21 protein-coding genes are annotated in these 21,559 nt (G+C 69.5%); 11 read left to right on the forward strand and 10 right to left on the reverse strand.

The window, feature by feature from the left end:
• Positions 1-42: 42 nt before the first annotated feature.
• The 3 genes from ACZ45E_RS18595 to ACZ45E_RS18605 all read right to left on the reverse strand — a co-directional run bounded on the left by ACZ45E_RS18595 (position 43) and on the right by ACZ45E_RS18605 (position 3,887).
• Positions 43-1,062: a DNA-3-methyladenine glycosylase family protein gene (locus ACZ45E_RS18595; protein ID WP_468221978.1), complete on the reverse strand. Its 1,020-nt coding sequence runs from the start codon at positions 1,060-1,062 to the stop codon at positions 43-45.
• A 210-nt stretch (positions 1,063-1,272) separates the two neighbouring features.
• Positions 1,273-2,355 (reverse strand): mannose-1-phosphate guanylyltransferase, encoded by a 1,083-nt coding sequence (gene manB, locus ACZ45E_RS18600; RefSeq protein ID WP_468221980.1) that lies wholly within the window; start codon positions 2,353-2,355, stop codon positions 1,273-1,275.
• An 89-nt stretch (positions 2,356-2,444) separates the two neighbouring features.
• A complete protein-coding gene (locus ACZ45E_RS18605; RefSeq protein WP_468221981.1) occupies positions 2,445-3,887 on the reverse strand; it encodes a peptidoglycan recognition protein family protein in 1,443 nt (480 codons plus the stop codon).
• 626 nt (positions 3,888-4,513) lie between these two features.
• Here ACZ45E_RS18605 and ACZ45E_RS18610 point away from each other — a divergent pair.
• The 4 genes from ACZ45E_RS18610 to ACZ45E_RS18625 all read left to right on the forward strand — a co-directional run bounded on the left by ACZ45E_RS18610 (position 4,514) and on the right by ACZ45E_RS18625 (position 10,365).
• Positions 4,514-5,269 carry a TIGR03089 family protein gene (locus tag ACZ45E_RS18610; protein ID WP_468221982.1) on the forward strand — a complete coding sequence of 252 codons (756 nt, stop codon included), beginning with the start codon at positions 4,514-4,516 and terminating at the stop codon, positions 5,267-5,269.
• Between the two features lie 125 nt (positions 5,270-5,394).
• Positions 5,395-6,651, forward strand: coding sequence for an LCP family protein (locus ACZ45E_RS18615; RefSeq protein ID WP_468222321.1), 1,257 nt, complete (start codon positions 5,395-5,397; stop codon positions 6,649-6,651).
• A 257-nt stretch (positions 6,652-6,908) separates the two neighbouring features.
• Positions 6,909-8,591: an LCP family protein gene (locus ACZ45E_RS18620; RefSeq protein ID WP_468221984.1), complete on the forward strand. Its 1,683-nt coding sequence runs from the start codon at positions 6,909-6,911 to the stop codon at positions 8,589-8,591.
• A gap of 88 nt (positions 8,592-8,679) precedes the next feature.
• A complete protein-coding gene (locus tag ACZ45E_RS18625; protein ID WP_468221985.1) occupies positions 8,680-10,365 on the forward strand; it encodes an LCP family protein in 1,686 nt (561 codons plus the stop codon).
• Between the two features lie 130 nt (positions 10,366-10,495).
• Here the strand turns inward: ACZ45E_RS18625 and ACZ45E_RS18630 are convergent, their stop codons facing one another.
• The gene (locus ACZ45E_RS18630; RefSeq protein WP_468221987.1) at positions 10,496-10,903 is read right to left on the reverse strand and encodes a DUF2690 domain-containing protein; all 408 of its coding nucleotides are present in this window, start codon (positions 10,901-10,903) and stop codon (positions 10,496-10,498) included.
• 326 nt (positions 10,904-11,229) lie between these two features.
• Between ACZ45E_RS18630 and ACZ45E_RS18635 the strand changes: the two genes are divergently transcribed.
• Positions 11,230-11,667, forward strand: a complete 438-nt coding sequence (locus tag ACZ45E_RS18635) for a serine/threonine protein kinase (RefSeq protein ID WP_468221988.1) — start codon at positions 11,230-11,232, stop codon at positions 11,665-11,667.
• 220 nt (positions 11,668-11,887) lie between these two features.
• Complete coding sequence (locus tag ACZ45E_RS18640) at positions 11,888-12,307, forward strand: spore-associated protein A (RefSeq protein ID WP_468221990.1); 420 nt, start codon at positions 11,888-11,890, stop codon at positions 12,305-12,307.
• Positions 12,308-12,404: 97 nt separating this feature from the next.
• Here ACZ45E_RS18640 and ACZ45E_RS18645 read toward each other — a convergent pair whose 3' ends face one another.
• Positions 12,405-13,445 carry a glycosyltransferase family 2 protein gene (locus tag ACZ45E_RS18645; RefSeq protein ID WP_468221992.1) on the reverse strand — a complete coding sequence of 347 codons (1,041 nt, stop codon included), beginning with the start codon at positions 13,443-13,445 and terminating at the stop codon, positions 12,405-12,407.
• Between the two features lie 126 nt (positions 13,446-13,571).
• On the opposite strand from ACZ45E_RS18645, the gene ACZ45E_RS18650 reads away from it, so the two are divergent.
• The gene (locus ACZ45E_RS18650; protein ID WP_468221993.1) at positions 13,572-15,038 is read left to right on the forward strand and encodes an LCP family protein; all 1,467 of its coding nucleotides are present in this window, start codon (positions 13,572-13,574) and stop codon (positions 15,036-15,038) included.
• Positions 15,039-15,083: 45 nt separating this feature from the next.
• Here the strand turns inward: ACZ45E_RS18650 and ACZ45E_RS18655 are convergent, their stop codons facing one another.
• Positions 15,084-15,626 carry an acyl-CoA thioesterase gene (locus ACZ45E_RS18655; protein WP_468221995.1) on the reverse strand — a complete coding sequence of 181 codons (543 nt, stop codon included), beginning with the start codon at positions 15,624-15,626 and terminating at the stop codon, positions 15,084-15,086.
• Between the two features lie 106 nt (positions 15,627-15,732).
• Between ACZ45E_RS18655 and ACZ45E_RS18660 the strand changes: the two genes are divergently transcribed.
• Both ACZ45E_RS18660 and ACZ45E_RS18665 read left to right on the forward strand, forming a co-directional pair.
• Positions 15,733-17,052, forward strand: a complete 1,320-nt coding sequence (locus ACZ45E_RS18660; protein WP_468221996.1) for an LCP family protein — start codon at positions 15,733-15,735, stop codon at positions 17,050-17,052.
• Positions 17,053-17,122: 70 nt separating this feature from the next.
• Positions 17,123-17,278 carry a hypothetical protein gene (locus ACZ45E_RS18665; protein ID WP_468221997.1) on the forward strand — a complete coding sequence of 52 codons (156 nt, stop codon included), beginning with the start codon at positions 17,123-17,125 and terminating at the stop codon, positions 17,276-17,278.
• Here ACZ45E_RS18665 and ACZ45E_RS18670 read toward each other — a convergent pair.
• The 3 genes from ACZ45E_RS18670 to ACZ45E_RS18680 are packed head-to-tail and all read right to left on the reverse strand — an operon-like array spanning position 17,247 to position 18,746.
• Positions 17,247-18,095: a helix-turn-helix domain-containing protein gene (locus ACZ45E_RS18670; RefSeq protein ID WP_468221998.1), complete on the reverse strand. Its 849-nt coding sequence runs from the start codon at positions 18,093-18,095 to the stop codon at positions 17,247-17,249. The genes ACZ45E_RS18665 and ACZ45E_RS18670 overlap by 32 nt on opposite strands.
• Before the next feature lie 14 nt (positions 18,096-18,109).
• Positions 18,110-18,520: a DUF6879 family protein gene (locus ACZ45E_RS18675; RefSeq protein WP_468222000.1), complete on the reverse strand. Its 411-nt coding sequence runs from the start codon at positions 18,518-18,520 to the stop codon at positions 18,110-18,112.
• The gene (locus tag ACZ45E_RS18680) at positions 18,492-18,746 is read right to left on the reverse strand and encodes a hypothetical protein (protein WP_468222322.1); all 255 of its coding nucleotides are present in this window, start codon (positions 18,744-18,746) and stop codon (positions 18,492-18,494) included. Before ACZ45E_RS18680 ends, ACZ45E_RS18675 begins: the two co-directional genes overlap by 29 nt.
• Before the next feature lie 371 nt (positions 18,747-19,117).
• Here ACZ45E_RS18680 and ACZ45E_RS18685 point away from each other — a divergent pair, with 371 nt between their 5' ends.
• Positions 19,118-19,456 (forward strand): DUF7848 domain-containing protein, encoded by a 339-nt coding sequence (locus tag ACZ45E_RS18685; RefSeq protein WP_468222324.1) that lies wholly within the window; start codon positions 19,118-19,120, stop codon positions 19,454-19,456.
• Positions 19,457-19,542: 86 nt separating this feature from the next.
• The gene (locus ACZ45E_RS18690) at positions 19,543-19,764 is read left to right on the forward strand and encodes a glycine-rich domain-containing protein (RefSeq protein ID WP_468222001.1); all 222 of its coding nucleotides are present in this window, start codon (positions 19,543-19,545) and stop codon (positions 19,762-19,764) included.
• 560 nt (positions 19,765-20,324) lie between these two features.
• On the opposite strand, the gene ACZ45E_RS18695 is transcribed toward ACZ45E_RS18690, so the two are convergent.
• Positions 20,325-21,491, reverse strand: a complete 1,167-nt coding sequence (locus ACZ45E_RS18695) for an acyl-CoA dehydrogenase (RefSeq protein WP_468222002.1) — start codon at positions 21,489-21,491, stop codon at positions 20,325-20,327.
• Positions 21,492-21,559: the final 68 nt, after the last annotated feature.

The following is a 21,559-nucleotide window of genomic DNA, read 5'->3' on the forward strand; positions in this document are numbered from 1 at the left end:
GTGGGTTCGGCCGTGGGTTCGGCCGTGGGTTCGGCCGTGGGGCTACCACTCGGCGATGTTCACCCGGCGCATCTTGGGCTGCCTGCGGGGCGGTGCGACGCCGCTCAGCAGGATGAGGCGGGCGGCCCGGTGGCGCTGGCCCGCGTACGGGACCAGGAGTTCCAGCATCTCCTCGTCCGTCGCGTCCCGGTTGCCCGCGAGCGCGTAGCCGATGGTGTGGGGCAGATGCAGGTCGCCCGTGGTCACCTCGTCGGGGGCGCCGTTCGTACGCTGGATCGTCTCGGCGGAGGTCCAGGGGCCGATGCCGGGGACCAGTTCGAGGCGGGCGCGGGCCCGGGCCGGCTCCATGGCGGCCGCCTCCTCCAGGCGACGGGCCACCTGGGCGGCGCGGATGATCGTCGAGGCGCGCTTGTTGTCGACGCCTGCCCGGTGCCACTCCCAGGACGGGATCAGCGTCCACGCGCGCGGGTCCGGCATGACGCGCATCCGCAGCTCCTGGCCGCCGGCCGGGCCCGGGGCCGGTTCGCCGTGCCGGTGCAGCAGCAGACGCCAGGCGCGGTACGCCTCGTCCGTCGTGATCTTCTGCTCCAGGATCGACGGGATCAGGTTCTCCAGGACCAGGCCCGTACGGGTCAGCCGCAGGCCGGTGCGGCGGCGGGCCGACTCCGCGACCAGGCGGTGGCGCGGCTCGAAGGGCGTCGGGTCGTCCAACTCGCCCAGCAGCGCCGGTAGTTGATCCAGGAACCAGTCGGCCCCCGGGCCCCACGCCTGCGCTTGTACGGTGCCGTCCCGCTCCGCCAGCCGCAGCGTCCCCGGACCCTGTGGAGTGCGGCTCGCACGCCAGACGGCGCCGTCGGGGGTGGCGCGGAAGGTGGGGTCCGCGGGGCCCCGGCGCAGGGGGCCGAGGGTGAGGCCCAGGTGGAGGGGGGCCGGGGGGGTGTAGGTGCGGGTGAGCGGCGCCTGCGGCTGGGGCGGGATCGCCGGGAGCGGGGATCCGCCTGCGGGTGTTGTCGTGCGGGGCGGGGAGGGTTGCGTACGAGGGGTGTATCGGCGGCCGGCCACGGGGGTCCTTGGGTGGAGCGGGTGTGCCCTACGAGGGTAGGGGGTTTTCGCTCGGGGCGGGGCTGGGGGTTTTTTCGGGGCTGATGCCGGTTCGGGTGAAGTGTCTGGTTTGGGTGGACCTTCCGGTTCGGTTGAAGGTTCGGTTTTGGGTGGAGTTTCCGGTTCGGCTGGAGTTTCCGGTTCGAGTGAAGCTTCCCGTTCGGCCGGCGGCTACTGGTCCGACGAGAAGCGGACCGCCGCCGCCGGGATCGTCGCCTCGCACCACACCCTGACGCCCGTCTGGAGTTCGTTGTCCGGTCCGACGTGCGCGCCGTCACCGATCACCGCGCCCGTGAGGATCGTGCGGGCCCCGACGCGGGCGCCCCGGCCGATCAGCGAGTCCGTGACGACCGCGCCCGGTTCGATCACCGCGTCGTCCAGGACCGTGGAGCCGAAGACGCGGGCGCCCTCGCCGACCTGCGCGCCCTCGCCGATGACCGTGCCGCCGGTCAGCTTGGCGTCCGGGGCGACCGTCGCCGTCGGCAGGATCAGACTGTCTCCGCAGCGGCCGGGGACCGCGGGCGACGGGGCACGGCCCAGCACCAGGTCCGCGGAGCCGCGCACGAACGCCCCGGGAGTCCCCAGGTCCAGCCAGTACGTGGAGTCGACCATGCCCTGCAAGTGGGCGCCACCGGCCAGCAGACCCGGGAACGTCTCCCGCTCCACCGACACCGGGCGGCCCGTCGGGATCGTGTCGATCACCGAGCGGCGGAACACGTACGCACCCGCGTTGATCTGGTCCGTCACGATCTCTTCAGGCGTCTGCGGCTTCTCCAGGAACGCCGTGACACGGCCCGTCCCGTCCGTGGGCACCAAGCCGTACGCCCTCGGGTCCTCCACCCGGGAAAGGTGCAGGGAGACGTCCGCGCCCGTCGACTCGTGTTCCTGGACCAGCGCCCCGATGTCCAGGCCCGTGAGGATGTCGCCGTTGAAGATCAGGACCGGGTCGTCGGGGGCCGAGCGCAGATGCGAGGCGACATTGCGGATCGCCCCGCCGGTGCCGAGCGGCTCCACCTCCGTGACGTACTCCAGGTGCAGGCCCAGGCGGGAACCGTCGCCGAAGTACGGCTCGAACACCTCCGCCAGATACGACGTGGCCAGGACGATGTGGTCGACGCCCGCCGCCTTCGCCCGCGCCAGTTGGTGCGTGAGGAACGGCACGCCTGCCGCCGGCACCATCGGCTTCGGTGTGTTCACCGTGAGCGGGCGCAGTCTCGTGCCCTTGCCGCCGACCAGGAGGATCGCTTCTGTCACCTGTCGTCTCTGCTTCCTGCTGGGGCCGGCCGAACTGTCTTTCGGCCGGCCAGTGTATGCAGACCGTCTGCGACCCGGGCCGGCCGGCGTCAGCGGCCCTGAAGGCGGGCGGAGCTGCTACGGGCCTTGCCGAGCTTGTTGTAGAGACGGCGTCCCGGGCATTCGGTTGCGAAGCCGTCCCGGTGGCCGGAGATCACATGCAGTCGCACATTCTTTCCCTTGCGGTAGAGATTGCCACCGCCCGACTTGAGATATGTCGTACCGCGCGGATTTGCCCCGTACAGACCGAGCTTCCAGGCCGTCAGCCGCGCGATGGCGTTCACCGCGGCGGTGGGCGGGTTCGTGCCGCTGAACGAACCCAGGACCGCGATGCCCATGCTGTTGGTGTTGAAGCCGAGAGTGTGGGCGCCCATCACCGGCTTCGTGATGCCGCCCGCCCGGCCCTCGTAGATGGTGCCGCATTTGTCTACGAGGAAGTTGTATCCAATGTCCCGCCAGCCGCTGCTCTTCACGTGGTAGCGGTAGATACTGCGAATCACGGAAGAGGCTTGTGAGCAGCTGTAGTTGTTGCCGGTCGCGCTGTGGTGCACGAAAGCCGCCTTGACCGTCTTCGTGTACGCGAACTTCCGCTCACGCATCTTCTCGTCCGCGCCCCAGCCCCTGCGGGTGACGATGCGCGGGCGGGCGCCCACGTAGGGGCGGGCCTGGGTCGCGCCGGTGTCGCCGCCGCGGGCCTCGATCAGTTCGTCCTCCGTCGCCTTCTTGGTCAGCGCCGGGATCTCTGTGGCCAGGGACTCGTCGATGGGGGTGTTGGCCGCGGGGGCGGGGCGTGCTGCGGGGGTTTTGGCCGCGGTGGTGTTCGGTGCGGTGGTGTTCGGTGCGGTGGTGTTCGGTGCGGTGGTGTTCTGCGCCGGGGTGTTTGCCGCCTCGGTGTTCGGCGGGGCTGCGTTAGGCGGGGCCGCGTTAGGCGGGGCTGTGTCTGTCGTCGGGCGCTGGGGTGGGGGTTCCGTGCCCGGGTCCACCAGTTCCAGGCGGAGGCCCTTGGGGAGCGGGGCCGGGGGTTCGGCTCGGGTGGGTTCGTCGCCGTTCACCCGGACCTCCACCCCGTCGGAGTCGCCGACCCACAGAGGGGCCGTCGCGCCGCGGACGTGGGCCGAGTTGTGCTCGGGGCTGTCCAGGTCCGGCGCGTCGTTGTGCGTCTCCACGTCCTGCCATGCGGACCACGTGGTGGTGCCGCTGGTCCGGGTTCGAACCTGTACGTGGCCGTGGAGCTCGGTGTTCGGATCGTCCCAGACGACGCCGACCAGGGAGAACGGGCGGACGTCGCGCTGTGGCAGGCCCTGTTCCTGAGGCGTGCCCGAGGCGCGGGTGGCGTTGGTGAGCGGAGCGAGGGCCAGCGACTGGGTGCTCCCCGGGGCCGAGTCCTGCGCCGGGGCCGGGGCGGCGGCGTGCGAGGAGTTGGGCAGGGCGAGGGGGAGGGCCAGGGCGGCCGCGCAGGTGACGCCTACGGAAGAAGCAAGAAATCCACGCATGCATATGATCCTGGGCATGTTGGGGTGGGTCCGGCCAATGGGCGGTGCCATATGGGTGCCTGGGGGTGGGGCTGGGCGGGGTTCCGGGCTCGCCTGCCCCCCCTTGTGGTGGCGGGGCGGCGTCGGGGTGCCTCCTCGGCCGGATCGGTTGCCGCGCCTGCTGTACGCCATAGGCGGGTCATCCTGCGCTGGGTTCCCGCGGAGTCCTGCGGGGGCACCCCGACGCCGCCCCTCCCGTCCGATCGCGGGTGCGCGTTCGTGGGTGGTTCCGGTCCGGGGGCGCCTTGCCCTCGTCTCCGTGGCGGGGCGGCGTCGGGGTGCCTCCTCGGCCGGATCGGTTGCCGCGCCACCTGTACGCCATAGGCGGGTCATCCTGCGCTGGGTTCCTGCGGAGTCCTGCGGGGGCACCCCGACGCCGCCCCTCCCGTCCGATCGCGGGTGCGCGTTCGTGGGCCTTCCGTCCGGGCTCGCTGCCCCCCTTGTGATGGCGGGGGTGCCTCCTCGGGCGGATCGGTTGCCGCCATCGGCGGGGCGTCCTGCGCTGGGTTTCTGGGGTGTCCTGCTCGGGTGTCGTGAAGCCGTCTCGCGTCCGTTGGGGGTGGGGGTGGCCGCGTAGGGTGGTTCGCGTGAATGTCGCGCACCGTACTCCTGCCGCTCTCCTTCAGGCCGCTCTCGTCGCTGATCCGGGGCGGCCGCTCGTCACCTTCTACGACGATGCCACCGGGGAACGCGTGGAGTTGTCGGTGGCCACCTTCGCCAACTGGGTGGCCAAGACCGCCAACCTGCTGCAAGGCGAGCTGAACGCCGAGCCCGGGGACCGGGTCGCCGTGCTGTTGCCCGCGCACTGGCAGACAGCCGTGTGGCTGCTCGCCTGTTCGTCGGTCGGGGTCGTCGCCGAGGTGGGCGGGGATCCGGCCGCCGCCGATCTCGTCGTCAGCGGGCCGGAGACCCTGGACGCCGCCCGGGCGTGTTCCGGGGAGCGGGTCGCGCTCGCGTTGCGGCCGTTGGGCGGGCGGTTCCCGCAGCCGCCGGAGGGGTTCCTGGACTACGCCGTGGAAGTGCCCTCGCAGGGTGACCGGTTCGCCCCGTTCTCCCCCGTCGACCCGGAGGAGCCCGCGCTCGTCGTCGCCGGGGCCCGGTGGACCGGGGCCGAGGTCGTCGAGAAGGCCGCCGCCGACGCTCCGGAGCTCGGGCTGACCGGGGCCGGGTCGCGGCTGCTGTCCGGGCTCGACTTCGACACCTGGCGCGGATTGAGCGCCGGGCTGTACGCCCCGTTGGCGGCCGGCGGCTCCGTCGTGCTCTGCCGCAACCTCGACCGGCTCGACGACGAAGCCCTCGCCAAGCGCATCGAGAGCGAGCGGGTCACCGCCACCGCCCGGTAGCCCGTTCGGCTCAGCTCCCCCGGCCCGTCGTCCCGGCGGGGTCCATGGTCGTAGTGACGCGTGCGTACGCATGCGTGACGTCTACGTCGCCATGAGGGGGACCCCACGTGACCGACTCCGCAGCCGTGCCTCCGCAAGCCGACGGCGGGGCGCCCGCAGGACCGGGCGGGGGCTCGTCCCCGACCGGGGCCGGGCGCACCCGGCGGCGCAGGAGATGGCTGCGGTACTCGGCGATCGGCGCGGCGCTGCTGGTCCTCGTGGCGGGCGGGACCGGCTGGATCGCGTACGAGAAGCTCAACGGGAACATCACCGAGGACGCGGACGCCACCGCCGAACTCGCCCGCTACGAGAAGGAACGGCCCAGCGTGCTCGTCGCGGGCGCGCAGAACCTGCTGCTCATCGGGTCCGACTCGCGGGCCGGTTCGAACCGCGAGTACGGCCGCAACGACGGCACCCAGCGCTCGGACACCACGATCCTGCTGCACGTCGCGGCGGACCGGAGGAGCGCGACCGCCGTCTCCTTCCCCCGCGACCTGATGGTCGACGTGCCCGCCTGCCGGGGGATGGACGGCGACCGCAGCGACACCATGTTCGCCATGTTCAACTACGCGTTCGAGGTGGGCGGTTCGGCCTGCACCATCCGTACCGTCGAGAAGATGACGGGGGTGCGGATCGACCATCACATGGTCGTCGACTTCAAGGGGTTCAAGAACATGGTCGACGCCGTCGACGGCGTCGAGGTGTGCCTGGACAGGCCGATCGACGACGCGGACGCGCATCTGCGACTGGCCCGCGGCCGCCACCGCCTCGACGGCGAGCAGGCCCTCGGTTACGTGCGCGCCCGCAAGAGCCTCGGCAACGGCAGCGACACCGACCGGATGGACCGCCAGCAGCGGTTCCTCGGCGCGCTCGTCACCAAGGTGCAGAGCGACGGGGTGCTGCTGAACCCCGCGAAGCTCTACCCCGTGCTCGACGCGGCCACCTCCTCGCTGACCACCGACCCGGATCTGGCGAGTCTGCGCGGGCTCTACGACCTCGTGCGGGGGATGCGGGGCATCCCGGCCGACCGCATCCAGTTCCTGACCGTCCCGCGACGCTCGTACGTCTACGACGCCAACCGGGACCAGCTCGTCCAGCCCGCCGCCAAACGGCTCTTCGAACGGCTGCGCAGCGACGCCCCGGTCGCCGTCTCCCCGCAGACGCCCGCGGAGGTGGAGGCCGAGGGCGATCAGATGTACGAGGAGAGCACCGGCTACGACGACTCGTACGAGTACGGGCAGGGGGGCGACGGGAAGCCCGGTCCCGAGCCGGCAGCCTCCGTCACGCCGTCCCCTGCGCCCACTTTTCGCGGCAACACGGCCCGTCAGGACTCCTGTCGGTGAGGCGTCACAGCAGCCCCGGGTAAAGCGGAAGTCATCAGTCGGCACACAGGTTCACAGATATGAGCCGGAATGCCCAGTTGTAGGGGAGTGGAATTTGTCACCGTCGTCGCTCGACGCTGAACTGGGCGGATAGTGTGAGCGATCCGGTGCACCCGGCCATGCTCCTGGCGAGGTCGCGCACTGCTTACCGACTGACCGGGCGCCTGCTTTAAGGGGGGCGAGGCGCCGCGTGGCCCCGACGGAGGATGCAAACAACCGTGGACGCGCAAGGCCGTGGGCGGGCCGATGACATCGACCCGGCAGACCAGTGGGTACTCAACCCCGAAACTGGTGACTACGAACTGCGACTGGGCCCTTCCGCTGGGCAGTCGACAGTGCCGGGGCCCCGCCGCACCGCACCCCGTGGCGGCAGACGCGAGCAGCGGGACGTACCTCCGCAGCGCAGGCGGCGTGAGCCACAGCCGCCTGCCGCAGCGCAAGGGCGACGGCGTTCCAAGCCGAAGAAGAAGTCGACGGCGAAGAAGGTCCTGCTGTGGACGTCCGGCGGCGTGGCCTTCGTGGTCCTCGCCACGGCGGCCGGCGGATACATCTACTACCGCCACCTCGACGGCAACATCACGACGCAGGACGTCGTCGGCGCCAAGAACGGCTTCAGCAAGGACGAGGCGTTCAACATCCTCGTCATCGGCACCGACAAGCGCACCGGCAAGGGCAACGAGGGCTACGGCGACAAGGGCAGCGTCGGCCACGCCGACACGAACGTGCTGCTGCACGTCTCCAAGGACCGGACGAACGCGACCGCGCTGAGCATTCCGCGCGACCTCGTCGTGGACGTACCGGCCTGCCAGGCCAAGGACCCCAAGAGCGGCGAGCTCAAGACGATTGCGGGCACCCCGAACGTCCGTTTCAACACCAGTCTGGGGCAGGACGATCGGGACGCCGGCTGCACGATGGCGACCGTCAAGGCGGTCACCGGGATCACCGTCGACCACTTCATGATGGCGGACTTCAACGCGGTGAAGACGCTGTCCAGCGCGGTGGGTGGCGTCCAGGTGTGTGTCGCGAAAGCTGTCGACGACCCTGACTCCCACCTGCAACTGCCCGCGGGCGAGAGCGTCGTCAAGGGCGAGCAGGCACTCGCCTTCCTGCGTACCCGTCACAGCTTCGGCAACCAGGGCGACTTGGACCGCATCAAGGTGCAGCAGCAGTTCCTCGGCTCCCTTGCCCGCAAGATGAGTTCGGGCGACACCCTCACCAGTCCGACGAAGCTGACGAGTCTGGCCGAGGCCGCGACCAAGGCGCTCACCGTCGACCAGGGCATAGGGAGTCTGAGCAAGCTCAAGGACATCGCCCTGGAGATCAAGAAGGTGCCGCCGAAGAACCTGTCGTTCCTGACGGTGCCGGTCCGCGACAACCCGGCGGACGGAGTCGTGCACAAGACCGTCATCCTGGACGAAGCGGCCGCCCCCCAGGTCTTCGACGCCATCAAGAACGACGCCTCCCTCACCGAGACGAAGAAGAAGCAGAAGGCCGCGGACGACAGCAAGCTCAAGGGCACCAAGTCCGCCGCCGGTGACGTCCGCGTCGACCTCTACAACGGCAGTGGCAAGACCGGCGCGGCGCAGGCGACGCTCACCTGGTTGCAGAACACCGAGGGCGTCACCAAGTCCAGCCAGATGGGCAACAAGCCGGACCAGGCCAAGACGACCCTGGAGTACTCGCCCGACCAGGCCGACCAGGCCCGCCGTCTCGCCGACATCATGGGTCTTCCGGGGTCCGCGCTGAAGGAAGGCAAGAGCGAGACGAACGACCAGGGGTTGCCGGCGGTCGTCCTGATTCTCGGCAAGGACTTCAAGGGCGCGGGGACGCCCATCAGCGGCGGTACGGCGAAGGTCGACGCCCCCAAAACAACCGCTGACAAGACTGTGTGCGCCAAGTGACCAACCTCGGCCGCCCTTCAACTGTCTAACTCTGTAAGACAGCGGGGCGGCCGAGTCATGGCCGTGGGCGGGGAGGGTGGGGCAGGACATGGGGCGAAGCGGTGTGCGCGGAGACAGCTCTCGGTCGGACGCACAGGAGAAGCCGGACGCACAGGGGAAGTCAGCCACGCACGTCGGTGGGCCGGGTGGAGGCAGTGACCCGCACGAGGAGGCTCCGGCCGGTGACCGCGTACAGCATGGAGGGCGCAAGCCCCGGGAGCGCCGGCACGCGGGCGGGCGGACGAGGCGGCGGCGTCGGCACCGGGTGCTGCGCTGGACCGCGGGCATCCTCGCGGTGCTGGTGGTCGGCACAGCCGGCGCCGGCTACCTCTACTACCGGCACCTGAACAGCAACATCAAGAAGGACAAGCTCAACCTGGGCGAGACCAAGGTCGCCGGACCGACGCCGAACGAGGCGGGTCAGACCCCTCTCAACATCCTTCTCATCGGCTCCGACAGCCGCAACACCAAGGAGAACCTCAAGCTTGGTGGGCACAAGGAGAGTGTGGGGGCCATCCCGCTCGCCGACGTACAGATGCTGCTGCACCTGTCGGCCGACCGCAGCAACATGTCGGTCGTCAGCATGCCGCGCGACACGATGGTGAAGATTCCGAAGTGCACGGACCCGGACGGCAAGACGTACGCGGCGAGCACCAGTCTCACGATGACGAACCAGTCGCTCGGCCGCGGTGGCCCCGGCTGCACCGTGGCCACGTGGCAGGAGCTCACCGGTATCCCCATCGACCACTTCATGAAGATCGACTTCTCGGGTGTGGTGTCGATGGCGGACGCGATCGGCGGGGTCCCGGTCTGCGTGGACGCCAATATCCACTCGCGGAACAGGGACGGTTCGGGTTCCGGGCTGAAGCTCAAGCGAGGCACCACGTCCATCAAGGGCGAGGACGCACTCAAGTGGCTCCGCACGCGGTACGGCTTCGAGGACGGGACCGACCTCGGCCGCACGCACGCCCAGCACATGTACATGAACTCGATGGTGCGCGAGTTGCGGAAGAACGCGACGTTGACCAACCCCAACAAGCTGCGCAAACTCGCCGAGCAGGCGACCAAGTCGCTGACGGTCGACGAGAGCATCGCCTCGCTCTCGGAGCTCTACGGTCTTGCCAAGGAATTGCAGAAGGTGCCGACCGAGCGCATCACGATGACCACCATGCCGACGGTCCAGTGGTCGCTGAACCGCAACCGTGTGGTGCCCATGCCCACCGACGCCGACGAGCTGTTCACCATGGTCCGCGACGACGAACCCCTGGACGGCAAGGGCGCCAAGCACCAGCCCGACGAGGCGTCCACCGAACCCGCCGTGGCCGAGGACACCATCGCTGTGCAGGTCCGCAACGGCACCGCGGCGGACGGGGCGGCAGCCGTCGCGCACCGCGCGACAGCAGTGGCCTCCGCGCTCGAGAAAAAGGGCTTCACACAAGCAACAGTCGACACCCAGGACCGGGCCGGGGCAAAGACCTCCATCGCCTACCCCTCCGCCGACCTGCGGCGCAGTGCCGAGGCTGTCGCCAAAGCCATCCATCTGCCGTTGACGTCCGTGCGCAGGACGACGGACGTCTCCGGCATCACCCTCACCGTGGGTACCGACTGGCGCACCGGGGACACGTATCCGAAGTCCGCGGTCCCGGCCGACGGCAAGGCGCCTGACTCGTCCAAGCCCCTGAACGGCGCCGACACCGGTGCGTGCATGCACGTGCAGGAAGGTTTCACCTGGTAGACGCGGCGGGCCTCCCCCACGCCGCCGGGTCCCGCCGGGCGCGAACCCGGCGGGACCCCACCGCCTGGACCCCGCACCAAGACGGACGTGCCGCCGCCACCTGCCGGCGGCGATGCCCGCCCTCAGCGCTCTAGTAGGAGCCCGTCCGGGTGTTGGCCATACCCGCTGCCGAGTCGATCGCCGCCTGCGCGAAAGCGGTCATCCCCTTGTCGTAGACCATGGGCGTGTAGCACTGGGTCTGCCCCTTGGAGATGGTGCAGCCGTAACTGCGTCCATCGTTGTTACGGGTGATGTACGCATGCGCACAGTCGTAGCCGGCCGACGCGTTCCCGCACGCCGACTGGGTGTAATCGAGCGTGAGCCGCGCCCAGCCGGTGTGACACTTGAGGCTGTAGCGCATCTCGATGACGCCGAACCGCGCGTTGGCGTTCTTCACCACGGCGGACTGCACCGTCGTCGCGTCGCTGGCGCACCCCGCCGACGAGGGGTCCGAACCGTCGTACGTGTACGCCTGCGCGCCCCCCGTTCCTGCGATCAACGCGAGACCGAGCCCTCCGGCCACCACACCTGCACGAGCGAAATTCCTCATCTTGGAGCGCACTTCGACCCCTCCTGGGCATGCGTGCGAAGCCTGTGGCCTGATTGCCACAAGCACATGAGAGTGGAAAGCGCGCACATCTGATCATCGTCTCGACTGGCTGGTCAACGCCCTTTTCCGTGGCGGGATTTGACGGCTCGCCGAGGCACGCGGAATCGGCCATACCTCCGCGCGATCCGGCCATGAACACGCCAACGTCTTGGTCGGGTTCGAAGCGAGGTGGTGAGCTCACGCCGCCGATCTTCGTGACTCGCCGAAGGACTCCCATGCGCAAAAAGCTCGCCGCCGTAGCCGCCTCGGCCCTCGCCCTGGTCCTCGCACCGCTGGCCACGACCGCCGACGCGTCGACCAAGAGCGATGCCGTCAGCGTCGCCCGGTCCGCGTGCGGTTCCGCGTACAACACCACCGTCGCGGCAGACGAGCAGGGTGTGACCGGCAGTTACTACTGGCACGTGCTGCTCTACAACCCGTCCAACGGCTACAACTGCGCGGTCCAGATCAAGGACAGCAAGAACGGCGACTACAACAAGGCGAGCTACATGGGCGTCGGCATCCGTGTCGCCGGGGGCAGTTGGCACGAGGACGACGGCAATTACACCAAGTACGCCGGGCCGGTGTACGTCCACGCCCCCGACCAGTGCGTCTACCTGCACACGATCCAGCCCGGCGACGAGTGGTGGAGCACCGCGATGGGTTGCAGCTGACAACGGCCGGTGTGACGAGGCGGCGGGGAGTGGCTGGTGCGCCTGGTGCGCCTGGTGCGCCTGGTGACCAACTGCCCCTCGTCCGGCGGTACTGCGTCCCGCCCGGCCAGCAACTCACGCTGCAGTCAGGCGAGTTGGCGGTAGCAAACCTGGCCCTCGGTCGGGCGTATCTCTATATGATCAAGCGTAGACATACGCCGAACAGATCGGGAGAACCATCATGCTCACGCGCCGACTCGGCGGCATCGCCGCAACCCTCGGCCTGGCCGCCGCGGGCATCGCCTTCTCGGCCACCCCGGCCGCGGCCGCGACCTACAACGGTGCATGCGGATCCGGCTACAGCGTGATCGGCTCCAAGGACGTCGGCTCCGGCGTCGCCTACATCACCTACAGCGGCGCCACCGGTTACAACTGCGTGGTCACCGTCAACGACTCCCCGGGCACTTCCAAGTACCTGGACGCCCGGCTGCGCATCCACCGGACCGACACCGTGTGGAAGTCGAACGAAATGGACGCGGGCACCTACAGCAGCTACGCGGGCCCCGTCTATGTGTACGCCAAGGGCAAGTGCATCGACTACGGCGGCGAGGCCGGCAGCAACAGCTACGTCCAGATCGACTACGGCGTGCACTGCGGCTGAGCCGACGACCGGCCGGTCCGGCGAGCGAGCCTTCGGGCGAGCGAGCCTCCGGACTTGATGGACAGGGGGCGGGAGGCCAACTCCCGCCCCCTGTCCGTCAGTTGGCCGCCGCTTCCGCGTTGCGTACGGTCGGGCGGCGGGACGCGATGACCCGCTTCGCCAGCGACTTCGGGCTCGTCAGGAAACCCCAGCCCCACGACATGTGCATCGTCGCCAGCGCGACCGGGATCTGGGCGCGGGCCTTGAGCGGCAGGCCCTTGCCGGCCGGGACGGAGCCCGCGACGATCGCCGCGAGGTAGCCGGCCGGGAGGACGAAGGCCCACGGCGTGAGGGCCGCGCCGGCCACGATGCCCGCCGCGACGGCGACGAGGGCGGTCGGCGGGGCGAGGTAACGCAGGTTGATGGAGCCCGAGTGGTAGCGGGCGACCACGTGGCGCCAGCGGCCGTAGTCCTTGTACTGCTTGGCCAGCGCCTTCACGGAGGGCCGCGGGCGGTAGGAGACCTTCAGCTCGGGCGAGAACCAGATGAGGCCGCCGGCGTCGCGGATGCGGAAGTTCAGCTCCCAGTCCTGGGCGCGGATGAACTCCTCGTTGTAGCCGCCCTGTTGCTCCAGGGCCTCGCGGCGGAAGACGCCGAGGTAGACCGTGTCGGCGGTCTGCGCCGAGCCGCCGGTGTGGAAGACGGCGTTGCCCACGCCGATCTTCGAGGTCATCGCGGCGGCAACGGCCTTCTCCCAGTCGTTGGTGCCCTGGGCGTGCATGATGCCGCCCACGTTCATCGCGCCGGTCTCGGCCAGCAGACGCACCGCGGTCGCGATGTAGCCCTGCGAGAGCGCGGCGTGCCCGTCGACGCGGACGACGACCGGGTGGCGCGACGCCTTGATCGCGGCGTTCAGCGCGGCGGGGGTGCGGCCCGTCGGGTTGGGCACCGTGTGCACCCGGGGGTCCTCCGCCACGAGCTGCGCGGCGATCTCGTCCGTGCGGTCGGTGGACGGCCCGAGGGCCACCACGACCTCCATCTCGCCGTCGTACTCCTGAGCGAGGATCGCCTCGACGGCCTCGCGCAGATGCCGCTCCTCGTTGAGGACGGGCATGATCACGGATACGGCCGGAAGCTGCGGCGCGGAGTTCACGTTCATCGTGGGTCACGTTACCGCTAACGGGGGACACGGGTGCGCGCCGCCCGGTTCACTACCGCGGGCAGGAGATCGTATCGGCCTACGGTGCTCGCGTCCCACGCCCGCTTTCGCGGAGGTGTCCCCCACGTGCCCACGCCGCCCCGCTCCCCCGCTCGTCCGAGCCGTCGCCCGCCGCGGCCCGCGCAGAGCCGGCCGATCGAGCCCCTGCGCAGAAAGAAGCCCCGATGGGGGATGCGGATGGCCACGACGCTCTCCGCGACGGTGCTGGCGGCGGCCGGGATCGGGCACGCGCTCGTCACCGGCCTCGACACCGGCATCGACCGGATCGACCCGTTCCGGGACATGAAGAACCGCCCGGCCGCCGGGCACGGCATGAACGTCCTGCTGGTCGGCACCGACGGCCGCGACAAGATCACCGAGGCGGAGCGGCAGAAGTACCGGCTCGGCGGTGCACCCTGTCACTGCACGGACACCATCATGATCGTGCACATCTCGGCCGACCACGCGCGTGCGTCCGTCGTCTCCCTGCCCCGCGACTCGTACGCCATGATGCCGCCGCACACCGACCAGAACAGCGGCGATCAGCACCACGCGCACCCGGTGAAGATCAACGCGGCCTACGCGGAGGGCGGCCCGCAGCTGACCGTCCGTACCGTCGAGAGCATGACGCACGTGAAGATCGACCACTATCTGGAGGTCGACTTCACCAGCTTCATGAGGACGGTCGACGTGCTGGGCGGCGTCGAGGTCTGCACGGCCCGCCCGCTCCAGGACTCCTACACCGGCCTCGACCTGGGCGTCGGCACGCACCAGCTGGACGGCGGCCAGGCGCTCCAGTACGTACGGTCCCGGCACACGGACGGCGCAGGCGACCTCGGCCGGATGCAGCGCCAGCAGCGCTTCCTCGCCTCGCTGATCTCGCGGACGACGTCGTCCGGGGTGCTGCTGAACCCGGTCAGGTTCCGCGATGTCGCCCGTACGCTGCTCAGCTCCGTCCGCGCCGACAAGGGGTTCGGGACGGACGAGATGGTCCAGCTGGCGGGGGCCATGCGCTCGTTCACGCCGTCGTCGTCGGAGTTCACGACCGTGCCCATCGGCACCCTCGACTTTCCCGTCGAGGGCATCGGCTCCACGGTGAAGTGGGACCCGGTGAAGTCCGAGAAGCTGTTCCGGGCCCTGCGCGAGGACCAGCCGCTCGCCGTGCACCGCCACCGCAAGAAGGCGATCGTCGTCGATGTCTCCCCGCAGCAGATCCGGGTCCAGGTGGAGAACGCGACGATGGCGGCGGGGCTCGGCGCGAAGGTCGACGCCGCGCTGAGGGCGACCCGGTTCCGTACGACCCGGACGCCGGTGGACGCGGCGGACCGCACCGCGAAGCAGACGGTCGTGCTGTACGACCCGCGCTGGGACCGCTCGGCGAAGTCCCTGGCCACCGCGGTGCCCGGCGCGCTGATGCAGCCCGTACCGGGGCAGGGGCCCGTGCTGAAGGTCCGGGTCGGGACGGATTACGCGGGGGTGCGGCGGGTCCGGGCCGAGGACGCGTACCAGGGGGAGTTCGGGGCGGTCACCGGGGACGAGGTGGTGTGCCGCTGAGCGGCGCGGGCGGCCGGGGCAGGGGGCAGCCCGGGGCGCCGCTCCTCAGTCCCCGTCCGGGCCGGTGCGGGCCCGGAGCTCCTTGATGGCCCGGCGGCGCGCGAGCCGGTGCTGGCGGCGGATCTGCGCCTCCTGGTAGCGGCGCCGGTCGCGGTCGGTCTCCGGGAGCACCGGAGGGACGACGCGGGGCTTGCCGTCGGCGTCCACCGCCGCGAAGACCAGGTACGCCGAGCCGACCTGCTGCGCGGGCGCCGACTCGTTCCAGCGTTCGGCCAGGACCCGGACGCCCACCTCCATCGAGGTCCGGCCGACCCAGTTGACCTGGGCCTTCACATGCACGAGGTCGCCGACACGGACCGGTTCGAGGAACGCCATCTCGTCCATGGACGCCGTCACGGCCGGGCCGCCGGAGTGCCGGCCGGCCACCGCGCCCGCCGCGTCGTCCACGAGTTTCATGATCACACCGCCGTGCACCGTACCCAGGAGGTTGGTGTCACTGTGCGTCATGATGTGCGACAACGTCGTGCGGGAAGCTGCGGTCGGCTTGCCCGGAATGTCGGATTCCGTGCCGTGGGCCTGGTCTGTCATGGCTCCTACCCTAAGGGCGGCCGGAATGTGTCAGCTCTGCAACAGCCATGGCCTGATTTCCCGACCGCCCTGTAAGGGACATGGCTCTGCACGGCACACTGGCCCCATGAGCGATTGGCCCGAGGGGCGGAGCGACCAGCAGGGCGGCGGCGGCCGCGGCGGCTACGGCCGTGGCAGCGCGAGCGCACGCCCCGAAGGCGCGCGTGTCATGCCACACGTGCAGCGCCCCGTCCCGCAGCAGCCCGGCTACGACGACGCGTACGACGATCCCTACCGCGACGAGCGCGGCGGCCGGGGCGGTCCCGCGGGCCCCGGCGGGCAGGACCCGTCGTACGACAGCGGGTACAACACGGGGCAGGTCTACGGCCAGCCCAGCCACGCCGCCGGTGGCGGGGGCGGTGCCGGGGACGGGTACGGGCCGCCCGGCGGCCGGCCCGCGCGCCCCGCGCCGAACTGGCGCAAGCGCATCAAGTGGACCGCGATCGCCGTCGTCACGGTGGTCGTCGTGACCAGCGTCAGCACGTACTTCTGGGCCGACTCCAAGCTCCACCGGGACGTCGACCTCTCCAAGGTCATCGACCGGCCCGACGCGGGCGACGGCACGAACTACCTGATCGTCGGCACCGACAGCCGCGAGGGCATGTCCGACGCCCAGAAGAAGGAGCTGCACACCGGCTCCGCCGAGGGCAAGCGCACGGACACCATGATGATCCTGCACGTGGGGGGCAACGGGGACACCCTCGTCTCGCTGCCCCGCGACTCGAACGTGACGATCCCGAGCTTCAAGGGCGCCGAGTCCGGCAAGCTCTACCCGGCCACCGGCCGCCAGGTGAAGCTGAACGCCGCCTACGCCGAGGACGGCCCCGAGCTGCTCGTGCGCACCGTCGAGTCCAACACCGGCCTGCACATCGACCACTACGCGGAGATCGGCTTCGGCGGCTTCGCGAGCATCGTGGACGCGGTCGGCGGCGTCGAGATGAACCTGAAGGAAGGGTTCAAGGACAAGTGGTCGGGCGCCGACTTCAAGGCGGGCAAGCAGACCCTGACCGGCCAGCAGGCCCTCGCCTTCGTCCGTACGCGCCACGCGTTCGCCGCGTCCGACCTCCAGCGCACCAAGAACCAGCAGGCGTTCCTCGCGGCGCTCGCCCACAAGGTGGCGTCCCCGACGACCGTCATGAACCCCTTCAAGCTCTACCCGACGCTGGGCGCGGGCCTGGACTCGCTCGTCGTGGACAAGGACATGAGCCTGTGGAACCTGGCGTCCATGTTCATGGCGATGAAGTCGGTCTCCGGCGGCGACGGCAAGTCCATGAACATGCCGACGAACGGCTCGGTCGGCGGCAACCTGCTCTGGGACAAGACGAAGGTCAAGCAGCTCGTCGACCAGTTCAACAACGACGAGAAGGTCACCGTGTCCAGCGGCTGACGCCGCCGCCGTGCTGGGCCGCGCCTTCGACTCCGCGTCCGAAGCCGCCGGTCCTGGTGCACGCCCTGCTGTGGGAGTGCGCCCGCTGGCCGAGGTGACGCCCGCCCAGTGGCACCGGGTCTTCGACATGGGCCTGCTCTCGGCCTGGCAGGCCGCCGAACTCGTACGCCGCAAGGGCGAGGGCCCCGCCTCGGTCAGCCCAGGGATGCCACCGCGTCCGCGATGAGGGAGCGGGCTGCCGCTCCCCGCGCGGCCTGCTGCGAGAGACCTTCGAAGGCTCGGGCGTACAGCTCGACCTGGCTCGGCTGCGTGAGGGTGGAGGCGGCGTCGAGGGTGTCGGCGTGTACCCTCCGGCCGTCGAAGATCGTGAAGGTTGGCATGGGCCACACGGCCCGTTGCTCCGAGAACGGGACGATGCCCACGGCGACGTTCTGCAGGTCCATGACCCCGAGCAGGTGGCCGAGCTGCGCTGCCATGGTTTCGGCGCTGCACAGTCGGTATCGCAGCACCGACTCTTCCAGCACGAAGGAGAACCGGCGCCCGCCCTTGCTCAGCACCTCGTTACGCCGCATCCGAGCCGCCACGGCTTCGCTCACGTCGTCCGGTGTTCCTCGGAAGTCCGCGATGGAGGACAGCAGGGCGGAGGCGTACCCCGCTGTCTGAAGGAAACCAGGGATCACATCGGACACGTAGACGCGGAAGGTCCTGGTTTGCCGGTACAGGTCGCCGGTGCTCTCTTGGAGTCTCCTGAGGCCGGTCCGCTGGAGTCGCTTCCACTCCACATGCGCTTCGGTGGACTGCCGGTTGGCCGCGATCAGGTCCGCGGCTTGGTCCTCGACGGCACAGGCCCGGCACCACACCCGGATATCGGTATCGGACGGAGGCGTCTTGGCGTTCTCGATCCGGGACGATTTCGACTCGGACCAACCGCACCTGACGGCCAGCTCCCGCCCACTGATCCCCGCGTCTTTCCGGATCTCCCGCAGACGGCCGGCAAGGGTTTCGCGGGCCTTCTGAACGCGTGAGGAGGGGTGCAGGGGCACGGAGCCGGCTTTCGTCAGACCTTGTACCGATGGTGCGGGATCGCTCGCTCCCAGACCGTTTCGAACGCAGTGGAGCACAGCTTCACTGTCTCCGGGTCGGCCGTGATCTCGTCGTTCACCACCGCACCGTCACCGGAGAAGTGGTGCACCCGGAGCAGCGCGTCATCCAACAGCCAGAAGTCGTTTCCTGGCAAGGGAATGGCCGTGGCCTGTCGCCGGGGCAGCCAACGGACTTGCTCCCCTGCCGTGGCGTTGGCATGAGTGACGTAGTGCTCCCAGCGGATGTACTCCGAGTTGATCCGTTCCCCACGCTTCCACGCCTCGAACCGGTCAGTGGCGGCGTATGAGTCGCGCAATTCCAGGTGGACGGCGGATCGCTCGCACCGGCCAAGCAGCTCAGCGAAGCTGGGCACGCTCGACGGCATCGCATGTCTCTCTGATCATCGGAATCATCCGGGCCGGAATCCTGACGATGGCCTCGCTGTCGGGCACCGGACCGTTCGCGGGACTGCTCCCCTCACACGTCGCCTGCGTCTCGTGGCTCGGCTTCCATCGCCGCAACAAGATCTCCTGGGCTACCGCGTCAGCCCACACCGTGGGGCAGTGGTCCCGGTCGGTGTCGGGGTCGACTTCGACGAACTCTACGGCCAGGGCCGGCTCCTTGGTCTAGGTACTTGCTCGAACTTGCATCAGCTTCATCGAGCTGCGGGGATGACGTCAATACCGCTACTGGGCCAGCCAATTGGCGTGCAAGCTCATGCAAGTTTGTGGAGCTCGGCACTCCCCGATTCCTACGGTCACCACATCGACGCGGAATCGATCTGGAGGGCTGGCATGGCGGGCGGGAACGGAACGCACGACATCGGAGCGGCTGACCACATGAGTAGCGGGGAAAGCAGACGCTTCCTGTCTCAGCTTGCCGGAGCCTTCGGTATCGACGGGGCAGTGCTCGTGGCCAAGGCCGACGCAGGCGGACCCGAAGGTGGGGACTTTGCTCCGGGTGACGGCCTGAAGTGGCCGAGATGCCGGTGCGGCAGCCCGAGGTGCCCCGACTATCAGGCCACGGCGGCGCAAGCGCGAGGGGAACTCAGCGCCAAGGTCGCCGAGGCCAACGAGCGGAGCCGCAGGAGTGGCCTGTGAGCACCAAGAGGACCCTGCGATACGTGAGGTACCGGATTACCGAACACCCGGACTCGGGCGCGACGTTCGAGGCCGAGTGCCTGCACTGCGGCTGGAAGGCCACTGCCGCCGCAGACTCGGCACCGGTGGATGTGGAGTGCATGAACCACACAGGCCGGTCTGGTCATGCCGGATTCCGACGCATCCGTACGTCGTTCGCGATGGCGGTCCGCGCCGAGTAGAGCCACCACCCCGGCAGCGGAAACCTTGGACAGTCGAGCCGCCGGGGTGGGCTGTGAATTGCCACAACAGGCAGGGAGGAACGCCCATGCACGGTGTACGCGCATTAATCACCCCTGCCGCGCTCGGGGGCGTCGTCGCGACCGTCATCGACAACAACCCCGGCATGGACGAGACGACGGCTGAGCGGATCGTGGTGGAAGCGCTCAAGTTCATGGACGCCGCCACGCAGTTCCCCACCGTCAAGATCACGCCTTCCAACGTGGTGGACGAGGGGTGGCACGCACTGATCCTTCATACGAACCTGTAGGAGAAGCTGTGCGAACGCCGTGAGCTGTGGACGGGCCCGACCAAGTCCCTGGTCCCGGTGGCGGCAAACTGCTCCCACACACCGAAACCCGGCGGCTGCGGGCCGATCAATCCGGGCAAGTGCGCTTCGCACTGCTCGGGCAGTGGCGGTGGCTAGGCCGGCCGCGAGCAGACGGAAGGCGGAAATGTGGACGCTGAGCAGGCCCGACAAGTCGATTCCATGCTGCGGCAGTTGGGAATCCCTGGTGTGGTCGCGCCTGAGAACCCGGAGGACACGGCAGGAGGATGGCGGGTGTACGACGCCGCTGATTCCGCCACACGTCGGGACGTGACCGTAGACGTGCTGGCGGCCGTGGCCGCCAGGTTCCCGGAGGAGAAACCGGGTTCAGGGCCGATGCGAGGATTCGTCATCCCACCCAGGGGCGATTGACCACCTGCTCGGCGCACCAACAACCGAACACCCCTGCCAATCGAGGCAAGGGCGTTCCTTGGTTTGTTGGAGCGGTTCCGGGCGCTCTCCTTCGGAGCGCCTCGCAACCCCTCTGACCTGCAAAAACCCCGCTACGGCAGGTTCCTGGCCATCACGATTCGCTGGACTTGGTTCGTGCCCTCATAAATCTGCGTGATCTTGGCGTCACGCATCATGCGCTCGACCGGGTAGTCGCGGGTGTAGCCGTAGCCGCCGAGGAGCTGGACGGCGTCCGTGGTGACCTCCATGGCGACGTCCGAGGCGAAGCACTTGGCGGCGGCGCCCTGGAAGGTGAGGTCCTTGTCGCCGCGCTCCGACTTGGCGGCGGCGGCGTACGTGAGCTGGCGGGCCGCCTCGATCTTCATGGCCATGTCCGCGAGCATGAACTGGATGCCCTGGAAGTCGGCGATCGCCTTGCCGAACTGCTTGCGCTCGCGGACGTAGCCCTTGGCGTAGTCGAGGGCGCCCTGGGCGACGCCGAGCGCCTGCGCGGCGATCGTGATGCGGGTGTGGTCGAGGGTCTTCATCGCCGTGGCGAAGCCGGTGCCCTCCTCGCCGATCATGCGGTCGGCGGGGATGCGGACGTTGTCGAAGTAGACCTCGCGGGTCGGCGAGCCCTTGATGCCGAGCTTCTTCTCGGGGGCGCCGAAGGAGACGCCCTCGTCGGACTTCTCGACGACGAAGGCGGAGATGCCCTTCGAGCGCTTGTCGGGGTCGGTGACGGCCATGACCGTGTAGTACTCGGAGACGCCCGCATTGGTGATCCAGCGCTTCACGCCGTTGAGGACCCAGAAGTCGCCGTCGCGCACCGCGCGCGTCTTCATGCCGGCCGCGTCCGAACCGGCGTCCGGCTCGCTGAGGCAGTACGAGAACATGCCGTCGCCCTTGGCCAGCGGGCCCAGGTACTTCTTCTTCAGCTCCTCGGAGCCGGAGAGGATGACGGGGAGCGAGCCCAGCTTGTTCACGGCCGGGATCAGGGAGGAGGAGACGCAGGCGCGGGCGACCTCCTCGATCACGATGACCGTGGCGAGCGCGTCGGCGCCGGAGCCGCCGTACTCCTCGGGTACGTGCACGGCGTGCAGGTCCGAGGCGACGAGGGCGTCGTGCGCCTCCTGCGGGAAGCGGGCCTCCTCGTCGACCGCCGCGGCGTACGGCGCGATCTTCGTCTCGGCCAGCGCGCGGATGGCCTCGCGGAGCATGTCGTGCTCCTCGGACGGGCGGTACAGGTCGAACTCCGGGGTGGAAGCCGATCCGGCCAAGGTGTCTCACGCTCCAAGCGCTGCTAATTACCGTTAAGTAACCCAAATTTTAGATCTCGGGCCGCGTC

The organism is Streptomyces sp. NPDC030991 (genome assembly GCF_055571235.1).

Coding starts and splice junctions, on each gene's coding strand:
- ACZ45E_RS18605 (WP_468221981.1), bottom strand. CDS start 3,887: ATGCGTGGATTTCTTGCTTCTTCCGTAGGCGTCACCTGCGCGGCCGCC.
- ACZ45E_RS18625 (WP_468221985.1), top strand. CDS start 8,680: ATGGGGCGAAGCGGTGTGCGCGGAGACAGCTCTCGGTCGGACGCACAG.
- ACZ45E_RS18635 (WP_468221988.1), top strand. CDS start 11,230: ATGCGCAAAAAGCTCGCCGCCGTAGCCGCCTCGGCCCTCGCCCTGGTC.
- ACZ45E_RS18640 (WP_468221990.1), top strand. CDS start 11,888: ATGCTCACGCGCCGACTCGGCGGCATCGCCGCAACCCTCGGCCTGGCC.
- ACZ45E_RS18645 (WP_468221992.1), bottom strand. CDS start 13,445: ATGAACGTGAACTCCGCGCCGCAGCTTCCGGCCGTATCCGTGATCATG.
- ACZ45E_RS18655 (WP_468221995.1), bottom strand. CDS start 15,626: ATGACAGACCAGGCCCACGGCACGGAATCCGACATTCCGGGCAAGCCG.
- ACZ45E_RS18660 (WP_468221996.1), top strand. CDS start 15,733: ATGAGCGATTGGCCCGAGGGGCGGAGCGACCAGCAGGGCGGCGGCGGC.
- ACZ45E_RS18675 (WP_468222000.1), bottom strand. CDS start 18,520: ATGCCGTCGAGCGTGCCCAGCTTCGCTGAGCTGCTTGGCCGGTGCGAG.
- ACZ45E_RS18685 (WP_468222324.1), top strand. CDS start 19,118: ATGCCGGTGCGGCAGCCCGAGGTGCCCCGACTATCAGGCCACGGCGGC.
- ACZ45E_RS18690 (WP_468222001.1), top strand. CDS start 19,543: ATGCACGGTGTACGCGCATTAATCACCCCTGCCGCGCTCGGGGGCGTC.